This is a genomic window from Sphingomonas telluris, from assembly GCF_022568775.1.
Classification (GTDB): domain Bacteria; phylum Pseudomonadota; class Alphaproteobacteria; order Sphingomonadales; family Sphingomonadaceae; genus Sphingomicrobium; species Sphingomicrobium telluris.
This window is the reverse complement of the sequence record NZ_JAKZHW010000001.1, coordinates 2,099,310-2,115,649: the sequence shown is the minus strand read 5'-3', so window position 1 is coordinate 2,115,649 and position 16,340 is coordinate 2,099,310. Positions and strand designations below refer to the sequence as shown.

Sequence of the window (16,340 nt, the reverse complement as noted above, 5' to 3'; positions counted from 1 at the left end):
GCTGGTCAGCCGGCCATCCGCTTCGCGCCGAGGCCGACCACCATCTGGTTCGCCCGCTCGTAGGACAGCGGCTTGCCGAACAGATAGCCCTGGATCGTGTCGCAACCGAGCTCGCGCATGCGCTCGAAATCCTCGGCCGTTTCGACGCCCTCGGCGGTTACCGACATGCGGAAGCTCTTCGCCAGCTGCACGATCGACTTGATGATGGCGACGTTTTCGGGACGCGAGCCGCAATCGCGGACGAAGCTGCCGTCGATCTTCAGCTTGTGGAAGATCGCCTTGTTCAGATAGCCGATGGACGAATAGCCCGTGCCGAAGTCGTCGAGCGCGATACCCACGCCGAGTGCACGCAGACGGCCGAGGACGTCGACGGTCTTGCCGCTGTCGCCCAGGAACACGCCCTCCGTGACTTCCAGCTCCAGCCTGTTGCCCGGGATCTTGTGGCGGGCGAGCGCTTCGCTGACGACGTTCGGGAGCGCCGGGACGAGGATCTGCTTCGGGCTGATGTTCACCGCGACGGTGACGGCTTCCGGCCAGGTCGCGAGCGCCCGGCACGCCTCGTCGATGATCCAATTGCCGAGCTGCGGCATTAGGCCGTTTTCTTCGGCCACCGGGATGAACACGTTCGGCGGGATGAAGCCGCGCTGCGGGTGGTTCCAGCGGATCAGCGCCTCGAACCCGATCAGCTTCTGCGACTTCGCGCTGACCAGCGGCTGGAAGACGAGATGGAACTGCTGCGCAGTGATCGCCTGCCTCAGATCCGTCTCGAGGCGGACGCGGTCTTCCTGCTCGGACTGAAGTTCCGACGAGAAGTAGCGAGCGACACCGCGCCCGGCATCCTTCGCCTGGTAAAGTGCGAGGTCGGCCTTCAGGATCAAATCATCGACGGTGGCCCCGTCGATCGGACCGAACGAGGCACCGATTGAAACGCCGATGCGGATCTCGGTCTGGTCGATCATGTACGGCTCTTTGATCGACTTGATGATCCGTTCGGACATCTGCTCGACCTTCTTGCGGCTCTGCGCATCGGTCACGACGATCGCGAACTCGTCGCCGCCCATGCGGCCGACATGGCCGTCCGCACCGACTTCATCGACGAGGCGCTTGGCCACTGCGCGAAGGACGGCATCGCCCTTCGGGTGCCCGAACGTGTCGTTGACCGGCTTGAACCCATCCAGGTCGAGGAAGAGGATCGCGCAGGGCACGTTCGTCGATGTTGCGGTGCGTAGCGCTTCGCCGAGCAGCTGACGGACACGGCCGCGGTTCGGCAGCCCCGAAAGCACATCCATGTTCGCCAGGTGGGTCAGCCGCTCCTGCGTCTGCCGCATCTCGGTGATGTCGCTGCCGACGCCGCGGAAGCCTTCGAAACGGCCAGCGGTGTCGATGATCGGGTCGCCGGCGATCGAGATCCAGCGGGGGCCACGAGCCGTCTGAAGCTCCATTTCGAGCGCGTTGAACGGCTGCTTCTCAAGGAGCTTGCGGCCGAGTTCGGCATTGCCGCCGAGCAGGGAGGGCATTGAATGGCCGACGAGCTGGCTCGCCGGGCGGCCGAGCAGGGCGGTCATTCGCGAGCTGATGTAGGTTACGCGGTTCTCGCCATCGACCTGCCACAGCCAACCCACGCCGCGTTGCTCATATTCCTGCAAAAGCAGTGCCGCGCTCTCGCTCTGGGCGCTGAAATCGGCGTTGGTCTTGAGCTGCTCGAAAGCCCAGCGGGCGACATTGAGGACGCCGAAGATGGCCACGCCCAACGTGAACAGGATCGACAGCATGTGCTGGAAGGGCACCGTGTCGCGGCCGAGCAACAGCACTCCGACCAGGCCGCCAGTGAAGGACGACATCCAGGCAATGGCGGCTCGCGGGACCACGACGAGGCCAAGCCCGGCCACGCCAAGGCCAGCCGCGATCGAGGCGACGATGACCTGCGAGCCTGGGTCGATCGAGGTGAAGACCCAGAGCGGCAGCGAGAGCCACACGACGGCGCGGACGATGACTTCGCCGATCATCTGCCACGGTGGGACCCTGCGTCCCGAACGGCCGATGTGGGTGATCGCCTGCATGCGCGCGAGCTGCATGGCGCCGAAATTGACCAGCGCGACGGCGCCCAGCCATGGGAAGAGGAGGATGGTGCTGACCACGCCCCAAAGCGGCGCGATGGTCATGATCGCGGCAACGACGTTGGCCGCCGCGAAGAAGGGCGCAAGCTGGGCGCGGGACGTGAGCTGCACGTCCTTGAGCGGAGTGCTCGAAATATCCACCGGTTCGCTGGCCAGCCCGAGGGACTCACCATCGGGCAGTCGAGCGGCGGTTATCCGCTTAAATCGGTCGGGAGCTTCGTACATTCCCACTCGCTAAATCTGGTCTCAGCGAGCGGTAGCCGAAGAGGGTTGAGAGGCGGTTAAGGGGCCACCGACTATTCGGCTAACTTGAGTTTATCCAAATCGCGCTGGGTTACCGGGTGATAGGACGCCCGGGCCTCTCCATAAACGCGCGCTGCGATGGGCCTTCCCCACTGCCGATCCTCGGCAAGTGATTGAATTAGCGGCTTTACGAACTTGCGGCGGCCCTGTGTCGTCAGGAAGTGCTCAAGCGCGGGTACGGCAGGATCGAAGCGATTGGCGACGGCGAGATTGAGCCAGGCGAACAATACTTCCTGGTTGCCAGCCTCGTTGAGCTTCAGCTTGTTTTCGAGCTCCGTCAGGCGCGCCGTCGACAATTTCCGCGGTAATTTGTTAATGAATCGCAACTTCTCGGCCGTCGTCCAGCCGCTGAAGGCTGCGGGGGCCGGGCTTCCGCCGGCAAAGGCCTTCACGGCCCTATCCACCGTCGCGAAGGCCTTCGGGTCCGGCAACGCGGCGTTCGAGGGCAGGCCTGGCTTGTAGATCCAATTGTCGAGCTGAAGCTTCTGCTCGAGCGCCTTGTCGCCCTTCACCAGGTTTTGCCGCACGTCCGCCAGGAACAGCGCGGATGTCATCGGCTGGAAGGCATGGCGGTCGAAATAGGAGCGGAGATACGCATCCCACTTCTCGCGCCCGACAATCCTTTCGATGGTGCGCAGGAAATCGGCGCCCTTGTCGTAGATGATTCCGCCTGCGCCGCCGTCCGGTCGTGCTTCCTTCGGGGGCAAGTGCAGGGATGTGATCGGCGCGTTGCGGCCCTCTTCGGCGAAGGCTTTCTCCATATCATCGAAGCTGAGCGCTGCTTCCTGTGATGCGCGCTTGGGACCGTAGAGCTCCTCCATGATCCGGTTCTCGAAGTACGAGGTTACGCCTTCGTTGAGCCAGCTGTCGGCCCAGTTCGCATTGGTGACGAGATTGCCTGACCAGCTGTGCGCCAGCTCATGCGCGACTAGGCCGTTGAGGCTCTTGTCGCCGGCGATGAAGGTCGGCGTGAGGAAGGTCAGCGTCGGGTTCTCCATCCCGCCGAACGGGAAGGAAGGAGGCAGGACGAGCAGGTCATAGCGGCCCCAGCGATAGGGTCCATAGAGCTTCTCGGCCGCGCTCACCATCTTCTCGGTGTCGGACAACTCCTTCGCGGCGGCGTCGAGCATGACCGGCTCGGTCCACACGCCCGTGCGCGGCCCGAGCGACTTGAACGCGAGATCGCCGACGCCGATCGCGATCATGTAGGGCGCGACGCTGTGCTCCATGCGGAAGCTGAAGATGCTCTCTCCGCCCTGGGTCATCGGCTCGGATGAACGGGGCGCACTCATCACAGCGGTCAGGCCGGCGGGGACGCGGATCGTCGCGTCCCATGCCTGTCGGATACCCGGCGAATCCTGCGTCGGAATCCAGCTACGGTTCTCGATCGCCTGACCTTGGCTGAAGAGGTATGGCTTCTTCTTTCCGGCTGTCTGCTCGGGCGTGAGCCACTGGAGCGCTCCTGCGTCCGGCGCACTCTTGTACTTGATGACGAGTTGCTTCGTGTCCGGCTTCAGCGCGACGATGAGCGGCGCGCCTAGACTGGGATCGCCGGTGCCCACCTTCCAGGTCAACGGCTCGCCGGACCCGTCTGTGATGCTTTCGATCTCCAGACCCTTGTCGTCGAGGACGATCTCCTTGGCATCGGGCTTGCGGTCGATGTCCAGCTTCGCCGTCCCACCGATGCGCTTGGTGTCGAAGTCGACACTGAGATCGAGACCGACGTGATAGACCCGCGCCTCCAGCGGCTTCGCGTAGCTCGCGGGATCAAGCGCGTCCGGCGTGGTCAAAACCGGGGCGATCTGCACCTCCTTCGGCTCCGCAGCATTCGACGAGGCGGTCGTGTTGTCTTCCGAGGACTGGCAGGCACTCAGCAGCAGAGCGGCCGCCGCAACGGCGGTTCGGAACGAAATCATTGAGGATCCTTATTCGGCGGTAACGTAGATCGAGCGCTTCGGTGCCGCGAAGACGCGGCGGACCATCGGCTCGAAGAAGTCCAGCGGCGCGCTTTGATAGTCCGGATCGAACGCCGTCTGGTCATAGATCTCGCAGAACCGCGCCGTGTCTTCAAAGTGGGGGTGACCCCGGAACGCCTCCCGCATGTCGCGGTCGAGGCCGATGTAGTGGAAGAAGTAATAGCCCTGGAACACGCCGTGATGCTCGACCATCCAGTGCAGCCGCTCGTCCATGAACGGCTTGAGGATCGCCGCCGCGATGTCGGGATGATTGTAGCTGCCGAGCGTGTCGCCGATGTCGTGGAGCAGCGCCATTACGACATAATCCTCGCTTTCGCCTCCGCGGTGGGCGCGCGTCGCGGTCTGCAGGGAGTGCTGCAGGCGATCGACCGGGAAGCCGCCGTAATCCCCATCGAGCAGCTTCAAATGCCCCAGGACGCGATCGGCGAGGCCTTGTGCGTAAGGGAAGAAATGGCTGCCGATGATGGCCCAGTCGGCTTGCGTGCCTTCGTCCATGCTGCGGAAGCTCGCGCGTGAAGCTTCTTCGTTCATCCGTGTTTCTCCCGTGGCGGAAGGGAATGCCGCGAGCGGCCATCGCTCGCAATGGCCGAATTGCCTGCTTATATCGGATCGCGAATGGCCACCGATAGCGCGGCATTGAAGGCTCGGGCTCCCTTGCGGAGCGGACGAAGGACGTCGGACACGGCGGCAGTTCGCTCGCCTGCGGCGCCGATCGCGCGCGGAATCGGGCTCGATCAGCCCTTCTTCGACGACAAGAACCGCGCATTTTGGATCCTGCAGAGCGCGGGCTGGACCGGCTACTTCATCCTACGCTCGCTGTCGGGCTTCGCCAACAGCATGGGCGCGATCTGGATCATCCACACCGCGCTGCTGACGGCGACCGGCTATTCGCTGACCCTGTTGATGGGGTCGCTGTTCCGGCGCCTCATCGCCATGCGACCGCTCTTCACCCTGGTCCTGTCCCTTGCTGTCGTGATTTTGGCGTCGGCGATCTTCTCGATCATCGAGACGTGGAGCGTTGCGACATTCCTGAAGCCGGGCCTGAGGCCGACGGGCGTCGCTTACTTCGGCGCCATCCTACTGAACTTCGCACTTCTCGCCGCCTGGGCAGCGCTCTACTATGGCATCAATTACTTCCTGCTGCTTGAAGGGGAGATCAAGCAGCGCGAGCGGCTGGAAAGCCAGGCCTCGACGGCGCAGCTCGCGATGCTGCGCTATCAGCTCAACCCGCACTTCCTGTTCAACACGCTGAACTCGATCTCGACTTTGGTGCTGCTGAAGCAGACGGAGCGGGCGAACGCGATGCTGGCCCGTCTTTCCTCCTTCCTGCGTTACACGCTCGCCAACGAGCCGACCGCGAAGGTGACGCTGGCGCAGGAGGTCGAGACCCTGAAGCTCTATCTCGAAATCGAGAAGATGCGGTTCGAGGATCGGCTGCGGCCCCATTTCCGCATCGATGCGGACACGATCGGGGCCCGCCTGCCCTCGCTGCTGCTGCAGCCGCTGATCGAAAATGCGATCAAATATGCCGTGACCCCGAGCGAGAATGGGGCGGACATTTGGATCACCGCTAGCCGCGAGGGACAGGCTGTGCGTCTCGAAGTCGCGGATAATGGCAGCGGCGAAGGGTCGGACCTTGCGGCCTCGCCATCGACCGGGGTCGGACTGGCGAACATTCGCGACCGTCTGGCGCAGGCCTATGGCGCGACGCACGGCTTTACGACCAGACAGAACGACCAGGGGGGCTTCAGCGTTATCTTAGAAATTCCCTACGAAACCGGAGACAGAGACTCATGACCATCCGCACCGTGCTCGTCGACGACGAGCCGCTTGCGACCCAGGGACTTCAGCTGCGGCTTGAAGCCCACGACGATGTCGAAGTGGTCGCGACCGCGGCCAATGGGCGGGAGGCGATCCGGGCCATCAAGACCCACAAGCCTGATCTCGTTTTCCTCGACATCCAGATGCCGGGTTTCGACGGCTTTTCCGTCATCCAGGGGCTGATGGACGTCGAACCGCCGCTGTTCGTCTTCGTCACGGCCTACGGCGACCATGCCTTGCGCGCGTTCGAAGCGCAGGCTGTCGACTATCTGATGAAGCCCGTTGACGAGGACCGCTTGTCGGCGACCCTGGAACGGGTGCGCCAGCGGCTATCCGAGAAGCGCAGCGCCGGCGAAAACGAGCGGTTGAAGGAAGTGCTTGCCGAACATGCTCCGGCCGCGGCCGAGGAATTGGCGGACGCTGCGCCTGAGGGGCCGGCTCCCGAGCGTTTCGAGAAGATGATCAACATCAAGGATCAGGGCCAGATCTTCCGGGTCGATGTCGACACGATCGAGCGGATCGATGCCGCCGGCGACTACATGTGCATCCAGACTGGCGACAACACGCTCATCCTGCGCGAGACGATGAAGGATCTGGAGAAGCGCCTCGATCCGCGCCGCTTCCAGCGAGTGCACCGTTCGACCATCGTCAATCTGGATCTGGTTCGGCAGGTGAAGCCGCACACCAACGGCGAATGCTTCCTGGTGCTTGATTCAGGTGCGCAGGTGAAAGTCAGCCGGTCGTACCGCGACGTGGTCGCCCGCTTCGTTCACTAAGCCGGACTGATTGCCCAAAAAAGATAAGGGGCGCTCCCGCGAGGGAGCGCCCCTTCTCGAACCACCTGCGTGCGAGTGGTTCGATTGGACTTAGTTGGTGCTGTTGCCGTCGGCGTCCGCACCGTTGCGAACTGCGTCGGCAGCATTCTCACCCTCGGCGCGAACTGCGTCGGCAGCGTTGTCGGCAGTGTCGTTGAGCGTCACGCCGGGTACGTTGTCGGCATTCGCTTCGATCGCGTCGGCCGTGTTCTCGGCATTCGCCTCGATGTTGTCGGCAGCCTGCTCCTGCGGGCTTTGCTTGCACGCCGACAGAGAAACAACACCCACGGCGATTGCGATGGCGGTCGAAATTTTCTTCATGAATACTCTTCCCCGTTATGGTGAGAGCCGCACCGAGGCGGCTAAGCTCTCGGAGACAGCAATACGCTTACTGCCGTCCTCTGTTCCAGAAACGCAACGTTTTTCTTCGCCTGCCAGGCTCAGTTGCCCGGCGGAGGCGGGACATTCGTGTTCTGATCGCCGCCAGTTACGGAGCCGCCGGTTGAGATTTGCTGCTGAACGACCTGGGTGAGCTGAGGGCTCGAGGTGGTGGCGGTGCAGGTCGCATTGCCGCTGGCGACGGAGGCGGCCAGCGCATCGACGGAAACGCCGCACACGGTCGCCGCGACGTCGACCGGGACCTGCGCAGTCACTGGAATGCTGTCGCGGTTCACCTGCAGCGACACGGACAAATCGTTGAGCACGTTCTGAAGGTTCACGTTGACGAGGGTCGGGATGCTTCCCGACCCCGAACCGCTGCCGGTGCCGGTGCTGCCGCCTGTCGATCCCGCGGTGCCGCCAGTGGTCGTGCCAGTGCTGCCCGAAGTGCTTGCGGAGCCCGCGCCGCTCGCGCTCGCGGGGGCGGTATCACCCGTCGTCTTGCACGCCGACACCATCGCAACGGACGCCACGAGGGCGGCAAACTTCCATGCCTTGGTCATTCTGATTCCTCCCGAAAATTACTGGGGCGGTTGGGTGTTGGGATCCGGCTGACTCGTCGTCGTACCGGTCGTCGTGCCGGTGCCGGTCGTTGTGCCCGTGCTGGTCGTCGTTCCGGTCGTAGTGCCCGTAGTCGTGCCCGTGCTGGAGCCTGTCGTCGTCTGAGCGCCACCACCGACCGAACCGTTCGCGGCGAGCTGCTGCTGGACGGCCTGGGTCAGCTCGGGCGACGTCGTGGTCGCGGTGCAGCCCTTGCTCGAACCGCCGCCGGCGCCGATCGATAGAATGTTGATCGATACGCCGCACACATTCGCGGCGACAGTGATCGGGATCTGCGCGTTGATTGGGATGTTGGCCTTGTCGATCTTGAGGTCGAGCGCCAGATCGTTGAGGACGTTGCTGAGGTTGACGTTGATGAGCGAGGTTCCGGCGCTTGCGACGTCGGACACGCCGTCCGCAACAGCGCTTCCCGCGCTCTTTACTCCATCGGTCATGTCGTTGGTTTTGCAGCCAGCGAGCAGCGCGAGCGCCGCCAGCGGAATTGCCACATGTACGCGTGTCATAACTTTCCCCTGTCTGTCCGCTCGCTAACGCTTCAAAGAGCGGCTTTGTTTCGACCTCGCAGGATTGCTGGTATGGGCCCGGCCATGGCTTCCAAATTCGAGACGTTCGCCGCGCTGCACGTGCCCGGCCACCCCGTGATTCTCTATAATATCTGGGACGTCGGAAGCGCTGCCGCGGTCGTGAAAGCGGGCGCCAAGGCTCTCGCGACCGGCAGCCACCCGGTTGCGGATGCCGCTGGCTGGCCGGACGGCCAAGGCGTTCCCATCGAATTCGTCTTCGCCAATGCGAAGCGCATTGCCGACTCCACTGACTTACCGCTGACCGTCGACTTCGAGGGAGCCTATTCCGACGACCCCGATCAGGGAGCCGCAAACGTCGTTCGCCTGGCGGCGACCGGCGCGATCGGCTGCAACTTCGAGGACCAGGTAATCGGCGGTGAGGGCCTTCACCCGCTCGACCTGCAGGTGCGCCGCATCCAGGCGATCCGCAGCGCCGTGGGCGACGCCTTCTTCATCAATGCCCGCACCGACGCCTTCCTGAAGACGCAGACCTACGACGACGCGCTGATCGACGAGGTGGTCCGCCGCGGGAAGGCCTTCGCCGACGCAGGCGCGAGCGGCTTCTTCGTTCCTCGGATGGCCGACAGCCGTCACATCGAGCGAGTCGTTCGCGAGGTTCCTCTGCCGCTCAACCTCATCGCGTTCCCCGGCGCTCCGCCGAAGCAGGAATGGGCGGATGCGGGTGTTGCGCGCATCAGCCATGGGCCGTTCCCGCATCGCGCGCTGATGACGAAGCTCGAAGAAATGGCCCGCGAGGCAATCGCTTAATTCCACCTCGCGGTAATCTCTCGGCAATTCCCTGAGCGTACACACTGAGCTTTGACGCTCGCTTGGGGAGGGCACGAAGGATGGCACAGGTAATGGTCTTCGAACGGGCTTCGGTCCCGTTTTCGGCGACCCTGGCTAATCGTGGCCATCACATCGTCTATCGAGCGAACGCGTCCAACCATTGCCCCGGCTGCGGGCGGTCGCAATGGTTCGTCGGTCGCGTCAGCGCCGAGTGCGGCTTCTGCGGAACGGCAGTTCCACTTGCCGAAGCGCGCCACGACGATTCCGGGGGTGTGAGCGTCGGCAGGCGTCCCGCCGGCACGGCCAATCAACGCCGCCACGAGCGGATGCCGGCCAAGGGCCGCAACCTGCAACTCCTGATCGACGGTTCTCCAACCAGCTTCGCGCTGCACAACATCTCGGAGGGCGGCGCGATGGGCGGCGGCGTTCCGGATCTGGGTCCGGGCGCGGACGTCTTCGTCCGCTTCGAGGGCGGCATTCTCGTGCCGGCAGTCGTGAAGTGGGCTGAGGACGGCCTCGTCGGACTCGCCTTCTCCGCGCCGGTCATGCTCGACAGGTCGACCGACCCGGCGAATTGAGGATTCGCCTAGGCCCTCGCGGGCTTGCGCGGCTTTACCTTCACGCGGCCGGACTTGAGCACGCTCTTGCGGAAGACGCCCGAGGCAACCCGCAGGAACAGGGCAACCCAGAGCAATTGCCAAGCGACTGCCACAAGGTGCGGCCAAAGCCCCGGCACTTCGGCGGCTCGCGCGATCATCACGTAGGGCGAGGACAGCGGGAACGCCGCGGCCGCCATCGCCTTCGTGCTGTCCGGCTGGCCCACCGCCACCGACGCCAAAGCGAAGATGACGACCTGAGCCATGGTCACGGGCATCGACAAGGTCTGGACCTCACGGGCGCTCGACGCGTGCGCGCCGATGCCAAGGAAGATGGCGCCAAGCAGAAGGTAGCTCATGGCGAAATAGACGAGGCCAAGCAGGATGAACGCGGGCCATCCCACCGCTGGCACCGGCAGGTTCTGCAGCCCATGGCTGGAAACTGCGGCGATCACCGCTGCGCCGACCGATGTCCAGACAGCGATGCCGACGAGCGATGCCGTGAGCATCGCCAGCAGCTTGCCGAGGAAGATCGAGTCGACGGGCACGGCGGCCGCGAGCACCTCGATGACCTTGTTCGATTTCTCTTCGATCAGCTGGGACAGCAGCATGCCCGCGAGCAGCAGCGTCAGCAGGAACAGCAACGACTGGCCGCCTCTCGCGGTCATGGCCTGCGCTCCCGCCGGAACGGCTGGCGCTTGCTCCGTCCGGAGCACAGGGAGGTTCACCGGTCCGTTCGATTCCCTGTGCCGCCGGGCCTCGGCGATGAAGACGCGCATTTGCCTCGCGGTCCCGCTGGCGGCTCCGACGCTGCCGACAAGCCGCGGGTCATCGAGACCGCCGACAAGGACAGCGACATAGCCTGGCTTCCTCGCCTGCAACACGTTTGCCGCCTGCTGCGGGTCGCCGGTCGGCTCGACGTGCGCGATGTTGACCAGGGTCGCCGGACTGATTGCCTCATCCAGCCGTTGCCGCGCCTGCTCCAGCGCCTCGAACTCCGCAGCCGACGAGATGACTGCAACGGTCGGCTTCTCGTTGACGTCGCCCATCGGCGCGGTCGCCGCGCCGAAGACAAGGATCATCAGGACGGGAAAGAAGGGTCCGAGCAGGAACAGCAGGAAGGCGCGCGACAGGACCGTCGCCGTGAAGTCGCGGCGGGCGATCACGAAGGCGGCGCGAAGAAGCTCTCTCATGGCGCGACCTCCGGTGGCGGCTCATCCATCGCCCGGGCGGTCGCATCGCCCGCGATGGCGACAAAGGCCTCGTGCAGTCCTGGCCGCTCGATCGCCAGCGTTTCGATACCCGCGTTGCCGTCGATCAGCGCTTTCAGGAGGGGCTCGGGCCCGGACTCGGGAAGTTCGAAGACCCATTCGCCGCGATCGCAGCGCGCAGTTTCGGGAAAGGAGGAGCGCCATGCGCCCTCGCTCGCTCGCGTGCGCAGGCGGACGATCGGACGGAGCCGGGCTCTCGCCTCGTCCACCCGGCCCTCGAAGGCGACCTTGCCGGCGGCGATGATGGCGATTCGCTCGCACAGCCGCTCGGCGTGAGCGATGACGTGGGTCGAAAAGATGATGGTCGTGCCGTTCTCGGCACGGTCGCGGATGATCCGTTCAAGCTTGCCCTGGTTCATCGGGTCGAGACCCGAGAAGGGCTCGTCGAGAACGATGAGCTGTGGCTCGTGGATGAGGGTGCCGAGCACCTGCACGGTCTGCGCCATGCCCTTCGACAAGGTGCGGATCGGCTTCCGCGCCCAGTCCGAAAGACCATTTTCATTGAGCAGTTCGTCGGCGCGCCGCCGCGCATCGGACAAGCGCATGCCCCGCAGCGCGCCGAGGAAGGCGATCGCCTCCCGCGCGTGCATCGACGGATAAAGGCCGCGCTCCTCCGGCAGATAGCCGATCTGATGAGCAGCCTCGATCGGCCGTGTGTGGCCGAGAACGCAGCGCTCGCCCTCCGACGGTTCGATGATTCCCAGCAGCATCCGGAGCGTGGTCGTCTTGCCCGCGCCGTTCGGTCCGAGGAGTCCGAAGATGGTTCCGGTCGGCACTTCCAGGCTGACCCCGTCGACCGCGCGTTTCTCGGCGAAATCCTTGACGAGGTGACGGGCTTCGACGGCGAGATCGCCAGACCAGATTTTGGCCGAAACCTGTCGAAGCACCGGAATTCCCTACAGAAAGCCACAATATGCAGTGTATGGCGCCGCCTGTGGATAGGGGCCAAACCCTCAAGGACGCAATACGCGCCGAAGCCGAACGCCTCGGCTTCGTTGCCTGCGGTTTTGCGCGTGCCGATGGGGCGGACGTCGCGGGCATCGACCTGAGGCGCTGGCTGGAGGCCGGCCATCACGGAACCATGGGCTGGATGGAGGAGCGGGCGCACCATCGCGTCTCGCCCCAAGCGCTGTGGCCCGAAGCGAAGTCGGCGATCGCGCTGGGCATGAGCTACGCGCCTGCGAGGAACCCGTTGGCGCTTGCTGATCAGGCGGATCGAGCCCGGATTTCGGTCTATGCGCAGGGCGGCGACTATCACAAGACGGTCAAGAATGCGCTGAAGGCGCTCGCGCGCTTCATCGTCGATGCCGCTCCGAGCGAGCTGAAGGTCTTCGTCGACACGGCGCCGGTGATGGAGAAGCCGCTGGCGCAGGCGGCGGGCATCGGGTGGCAGGGCAAGCACACGAACGTCGTCAGCCGCGAGCACGGAAGCTGGCTGTTCCTCGGGGTGATCCTGACCGAGCTGGAGCTGGAGCCCGACGCCCCGGCGGAGCAGGGCGTGCATTGCGGAAGCTGCACCCGCTGCCTCGATGCCTGCCCCACGCAAGCCATCGGGCCGGAGCATCGCATCGATGCCCGGCGCTGCATCTCCTACCTGACGATCGAGCATGACGGGCCGATCCCGCTCGAATTCCGTGAAGCGCTGGGCAACCGCATCTACGGCTGCGACGACTGCCTCGCAGTCTGTCCGTGGAATCGGTTCGCTGAAGCAGCCGCCGCGAATCGCGCCTTCGTCCCGAGGGCGGAGCTGGTCGCACCCAGCCTGGCCGATCTGCTGAAGCTCGATGACGCGGCGTTCCGCGAAATGTTCGCGGGATCGCCAATCAAGCGGATCGGCCGCAACCGGTTGATCCGCAATTGCCTCATCTCCGCGGGGAACAGCCGGGACGCGGCCTTAGCGCCGTCGGTTGCCAATCATCTCGGCGACGCCGACCCGGTCATCGCCGAGGCCGCCGCCTGGGCGATGGAGCGGCTTCACCCGCGAGTCAGCGAGGCAATGCACGCCGCCTGAGGCGTGTCGCTCCCGTTCGAAAGGCGCGTATCGACGGACAGGACCTTCTCGACGCCAACGCTTCCGACGGGCGGATAGAGATAGGCGTCCAGGATGCAGGTCCGACCGCGAAATTGCAGCTTGAGGCTCTGGCCTTCGCGCACCTGCAGCGCCGGCTGACCGAAACGCTGGATGAGCTCGCCGGAAGTGAGCCCCATGATATCGGTCTTCACCTCTGGTTTCGGCGGAGGGGCCTGAGGCTCGGGGGTGGGCTCGGGAGCAGTGGCGCAGCCGGCAAGCAGCATAGCGGCGGCGAATGGAAGAATGCGGCGCATGGCCGTTTCATGACCGCGGCGAGCGTGCGAGGCAAGCTTGCCGCTGGCCCTTCGCGCGGCTAGGCGCGCGCTTTCTCCGACAGATTTGGATCTCAGAATGACCGAACGCCGCCTCGACGTGCTCTGCATCGGCAATGCCATCGTCGACGTGATTTCCGACACGACCGACGCCTTCCTGGAAAAGGAGGGGCTGACCAAGGGATCGATGCGGCTGATCGACGCCGAAGAGGCCGAGCGGCTCTATTCGCACATGGGTCGGGCGCGCGAGATCAGCGGCGGATCGGCTGCGAACACGGCCGCCGGCATCGCGGCATTTGGCGCTCGCGCTGGCTTCATCGGACAGGTCGCGCCCGACCAGCTCGGCCAGTTCTATCGCCACGACCTGACGGCGGCAGGCGTCGAGTTCACGACGCCGGAAGCAAACTTCGGCGTTCCTACGGCGCGCTCGATGGTGCTGGTGACACCCGACGGCCACCGTACGATGAACACCTTCCTCGGCGCTGCGCAGCACCTGCCGCCAACGGCGCTCGACGAGCAGCAGATTGCCTCCGCGGCGATCCTCTACCTCGAAGGATATCTCTGGGACCCAGAGGTTCCGCGGAACGCGATGGTCCGCGCAATCGAGGTCGCCCACGCAGCGGGGCGCAAGGTCGCCTTCACCTTGTCGGATACCTTCTGCGTAGACCGCCACCGCGACGGCTTCACCCAGCTGATCGACGGCGGACACATCGACATCCTCTTTGCGAACGAGGCGGAGATCCTCGCCATGGGGGGGGTCCCGCACCTCGACACCGCGATCGGCGCGATCAAGGACAAGGTCGAAACCCTCGTCGTCACGCGCAGCGAGCATGGCGCCGTCGCCACCCAGCGCGGCGACAGGGCACATGTGCCTGCGCAGCCGATCGACAAGCTGGTCGATACGACCGGAGCCGGCGATCTGTTCGCAGCCGGCTTCCTGACCGGGCAGGCCAAGGGCCTCAGCCTCGAACAGTCGCTGACGCTCGGCGCCATCGCCGCCGCCGAGGTCATCCAGCACTACGGAGCCCGTCCAGAAGCGGACCTCAAGGCGCTCGCAGGCGCGGTTCTCGCATAAGAAAAGGGCGGCCCCGAAGGACCGCCCTCAACTCACGACCCCCGTCGCCCTTACGGGCGAACGGTAGGCTGTCCGCTTTCGTCCCGAGGAGCATCCTCCGGGAACAGCGGGAACTTGCCTTCGCCAGCTTCGAAGCGGCCCTTCGCCAGCTCGGAATTACGCATGCCGTAGACGAAATAGAGAATGATCATCGCGCCCGTGTACCAGGCGAAGAAGATCAACACGCGTGTCTCCACCGTGAAGATCAGCGCGAAGCAGCTGAGGATGCCGAGCGCCGGAAGCACCGGATACAGCGGCACGCGGTAGCCGCGCGGAATGTCCGGATGGGTACGGCGCAGCCAGATCACCGTCAGGCAGACGATGCCGAAAGCTGCGAGCGTTCCGACCGAGGTCATGTCGCCCAGCGTGTTGATGTCGAAGAAGCCGGCCGCGCATGCGACGATCACGCCGACCAGCATCGTGTTGATGTAGGGCGTGCGGAACTTCGGGTGGACCTTGGCGAACGGCTTCGGAAGGAGGCCGTCGCGGGCCATCGTGTAGAAGATGCGGGTCTGGCCGTACATCAGCACGAGGATGACCGAGGTGAGGCCGATGATCGCGCCGACCTTGATGGTCTTGGCGAACCATGCCCACTGCGGACCGAAGGCATCGACGGCTACCGCGACCGGATCCGGCACGTTCAGCATCTTGTAGTTTACGACCATCGTCAGGACGATCGAGACGAGGATGTAGATCACCGTGCAGGCCAGCAGCGAGCCGATGATGCCGATCGGCATGTCCTTGCCCGGATCCTTGGCTTCCTGGCCGGCGGTCGAGACGGCTTCGAACCCGATGTAAGCGAAGAACACGATCGACGCGGCGCGAAGGATTCCGCTCCAGCCGAACTCGCCCTTCTCACCCGTCGGCGCGGGGATGAACGGGTCCCAGTTTACCGTGTAGGTGGGCAGGTCCTTCAGGATGATGAAGCCGCCGACAATGATGAAGGCGACCAGCACCGTCACCTTGATGGCGACGATGACGTTGTTGAACTTCGCCGATTCCGAAACGCCGATGCAGAGCAGTAGAGCAAGCGCCCCGCACACCAGGAACGCCGGAAGGTTGAAGAGATAGGTGCCGCCGGTGGCGACGCCGTCGACCATGATCGGATGGCCGCTTGGGCCCGTCAAATCGACCGGAATGTGAAGGCCCATGTCGCCGAGAAGGCTGACCATGTAGCCCGACCAGCCCACCGCCACGACCGATGCCGCGAGACCATATTCGAGGAGCAGGAGGGCGCCCATCACCCACGCCGCGAACTCACCGATGGTGGTATAGCTATAGGTATAGGCGGAGCCGGAGACCGGCAGCGTCGAGGCGAGCTCGGCGTAGCAGAGGCCCGCGAACGCGCAGACGACGCCGGCGATGAGGTAGGAAATCAGGACAGCCGGGCCTGCATGCAGCGCGGCGGCATTGCCCGTGCGGACGAAGATGCCGGCGCCGATGATGCAGCCGATGCCGAGGAACACGAGGTTCCATGGACCGAGCGACCTCTTGAGCTCGCTGGTCCGCGTTTCTTCCTGTACCTGGGCAACGCTCTTGCGCAGCATCATGCGCCCGAGCACACCCTTTGGTGCGGCAGTCGCCATTATGACTCCCCTATGATGGCGGTGTGTGTTTGGGCGGAGCCTAGCGC

General features: G+C 64.6%; 16 protein-coding genes. 6 read left to right on the top strand and 10 right to left on the bottom strand.

The genetic code is table 11. From position 1 onward, the window contains the following. Positions 1–5: 5 nt before the first annotated feature. The 3 genes from LZ016_RS10755 to LZ016_RS10745 all read right to left on the bottom strand — a co-directional run bounded on the left by LZ016_RS10755 (position 6) and on the right by LZ016_RS10745 (position 4,927). Positions 6–2,342, bottom strand: a complete 2,337-nt coding sequence (locus tag LZ016_RS10755; RefSeq protein ID WP_241447370.1) for a putative bifunctional diguanylate cyclase/phosphodiesterase — start codon at positions 2,340–2,342, stop codon at positions 6–8. Between the two features lie 71 nt (positions 2,343–2,413). Next, a complete protein-coding gene (locus tag LZ016_RS10750; RefSeq protein ID WP_241447369.1) occupies positions 2,414–4,336 on the bottom strand; it encodes a M1 family metallopeptidase in 1,923 nt (640 codons plus the stop codon). Between the two features lie 9 nt (positions 4,337–4,345). Next, positions 4,346–4,927 (bottom strand): HD domain-containing protein, encoded by a 582-nt coding sequence (locus LZ016_RS10745; protein ID WP_241447368.1) that lies wholly within the window; start codon positions 4,925–4,927, stop codon positions 4,346–4,348. A gap of 84 nt (positions 4,928–5,011) precedes the next feature. Here LZ016_RS10745 and LZ016_RS10740 point away from each other — a divergent pair, with 84 nt between their 5' ends. Together LZ016_RS10740 and LZ016_RS10735 are read left to right on the top strand one after the other, a co-directional pair. Beyond that, positions 5,012–6,193, top strand: a complete 1,182-nt coding sequence (locus LZ016_RS10740; protein WP_241447367.1) for a sensor histidine kinase — start codon at positions 5,012–5,014, stop codon at positions 6,191–6,193. Beyond that, entirely contained in the window at positions 6,190–6,993 is an 804-nt protein-coding gene (locus LZ016_RS10735; RefSeq protein WP_241447366.1) for a LytR/AlgR family response regulator transcription factor, read from the top strand. The genes LZ016_RS10740 and LZ016_RS10735 overlap by 4 nt, the downstream gene beginning before the upstream one ends. A gap of 90 nt (positions 6,994–7,083) precedes the next feature. Here the strand turns inward: LZ016_RS10735 and LZ016_RS10730 are convergent, their stop codons facing one another. The 3 genes from LZ016_RS10730 to LZ016_RS10720 all read right to left on the bottom strand — a co-directional run bounded on the left by LZ016_RS10730 (position 7,084) and on the right by LZ016_RS10720 (position 8,534). Continuing rightward, positions 7,084–7,353, bottom strand: a complete 270-nt coding sequence (locus LZ016_RS10730; RefSeq protein ID WP_241447365.1) for a hypothetical protein — start codon at positions 7,351–7,353, stop codon at positions 7,084–7,086. Positions 7,354–7,472: 119 nt separating this feature from the next. Then, positions 7,473–7,973, bottom strand: coding sequence for a hypothetical protein (locus LZ016_RS10725; RefSeq protein WP_241447364.1), 501 nt, complete (start codon positions 7,971–7,973; stop codon positions 7,473–7,475). A gap of 18 nt (positions 7,974–7,991) precedes the next feature. After that, on the bottom strand, positions 7,992–8,534 hold the full coding sequence (locus LZ016_RS10720; RefSeq protein WP_241447363.1) for a hypothetical protein: 543 nt from the start codon (positions 8,532–8,534) through the stop codon (positions 7,992–7,994). Positions 8,535–8,618: 84 nt separating this feature from the next. On the opposite strand from LZ016_RS10720, the gene LZ016_RS10715 reads away from it, so the two are divergent. Both LZ016_RS10715 and LZ016_RS10710 read left to right on the top strand, forming a co-directional pair. After that, a complete protein-coding gene (locus LZ016_RS10715) occupies positions 8,619–9,362 on the top strand; it encodes an isocitrate lyase/PEP mutase family protein (RefSeq protein WP_241447362.1) in 744 nt (247 codons plus the stop codon). An 80-nt stretch (positions 9,363–9,442) separates the two neighbouring features. Continuing rightward, complete coding sequence (locus LZ016_RS10710) at positions 9,443–9,961, top strand: PilZ domain-containing protein (protein ID WP_241447361.1); 519 nt, start codon at positions 9,443–9,445, stop codon at positions 9,959–9,961. An 8-nt stretch (positions 9,962–9,969) separates the two neighbouring features. Here the strand turns inward: LZ016_RS10710 and LZ016_RS10705 are convergent, their stop codons facing one another. Together LZ016_RS10705 and LZ016_RS10700 are read right to left on the bottom strand one after the other, a co-directional pair. Continuing rightward, positions 9,970–11,172, bottom strand: a complete 1,203-nt coding sequence (locus LZ016_RS10705) for an ABC transporter permease (RefSeq protein ID WP_241447360.1) — start codon at positions 11,170–11,172, stop codon at positions 9,970–9,972. Further along, on the bottom strand, positions 11,169–12,137 hold the full coding sequence (locus tag LZ016_RS10700) for an ABC transporter ATP-binding protein (protein WP_241447359.1): 969 nt from the start codon (positions 12,135–12,137) through the stop codon (positions 11,169–11,171). The genes LZ016_RS10705 and LZ016_RS10700 overlap by 4 nt, the downstream gene beginning before the upstream one ends. Before the next feature lie 35 nt (positions 12,138–12,172). On the opposite strand from LZ016_RS10700, the gene queG reads away from it, so the two are divergent. Next, complete coding sequence (queG, locus tag LZ016_RS10695; protein WP_241447358.1) at positions 12,173–13,261, top strand: tRNA epoxyqueuosine(34) reductase QueG; 1,089 nt, start codon at positions 12,173–12,175, stop codon at positions 13,259–13,261. Here the strand turns inward: queG and LZ016_RS10690 are convergent. Continuing rightward, positions 13,225–13,575 (bottom strand): hypothetical protein, encoded by a 351-nt coding sequence (locus LZ016_RS10690; RefSeq protein WP_241447357.1) that lies wholly within the window; start codon positions 13,573–13,575, stop codon positions 13,225–13,227. The two genes, queG and LZ016_RS10690, sit on opposite strands and share 37 nt — an antisense overlap. 97 nt (positions 13,576–13,672) lie before the next feature. On the opposite strand from LZ016_RS10690, the gene LZ016_RS10685 reads away from it, so the two are divergent. Continuing rightward, positions 13,673–14,668 (top strand): adenosine kinase, encoded by a 996-nt coding sequence (locus tag LZ016_RS10685; protein ID WP_241447356.1) that lies wholly within the window; start codon positions 13,673–13,675, stop codon positions 14,666–14,668. Between the two features lie 50 nt (positions 14,669–14,718). On the opposite strand, the gene LZ016_RS10680 is transcribed toward LZ016_RS10685, so the two are convergent. Then, positions 14,719–16,293, bottom strand: a complete 1,575-nt coding sequence (locus tag LZ016_RS10680) for an amino acid permease (protein ID WP_241447355.1) — start codon at positions 16,291–16,293, stop codon at positions 14,719–14,721. Between the last annotated feature and the right edge of the window lie 47 nt (positions 16,294–16,340).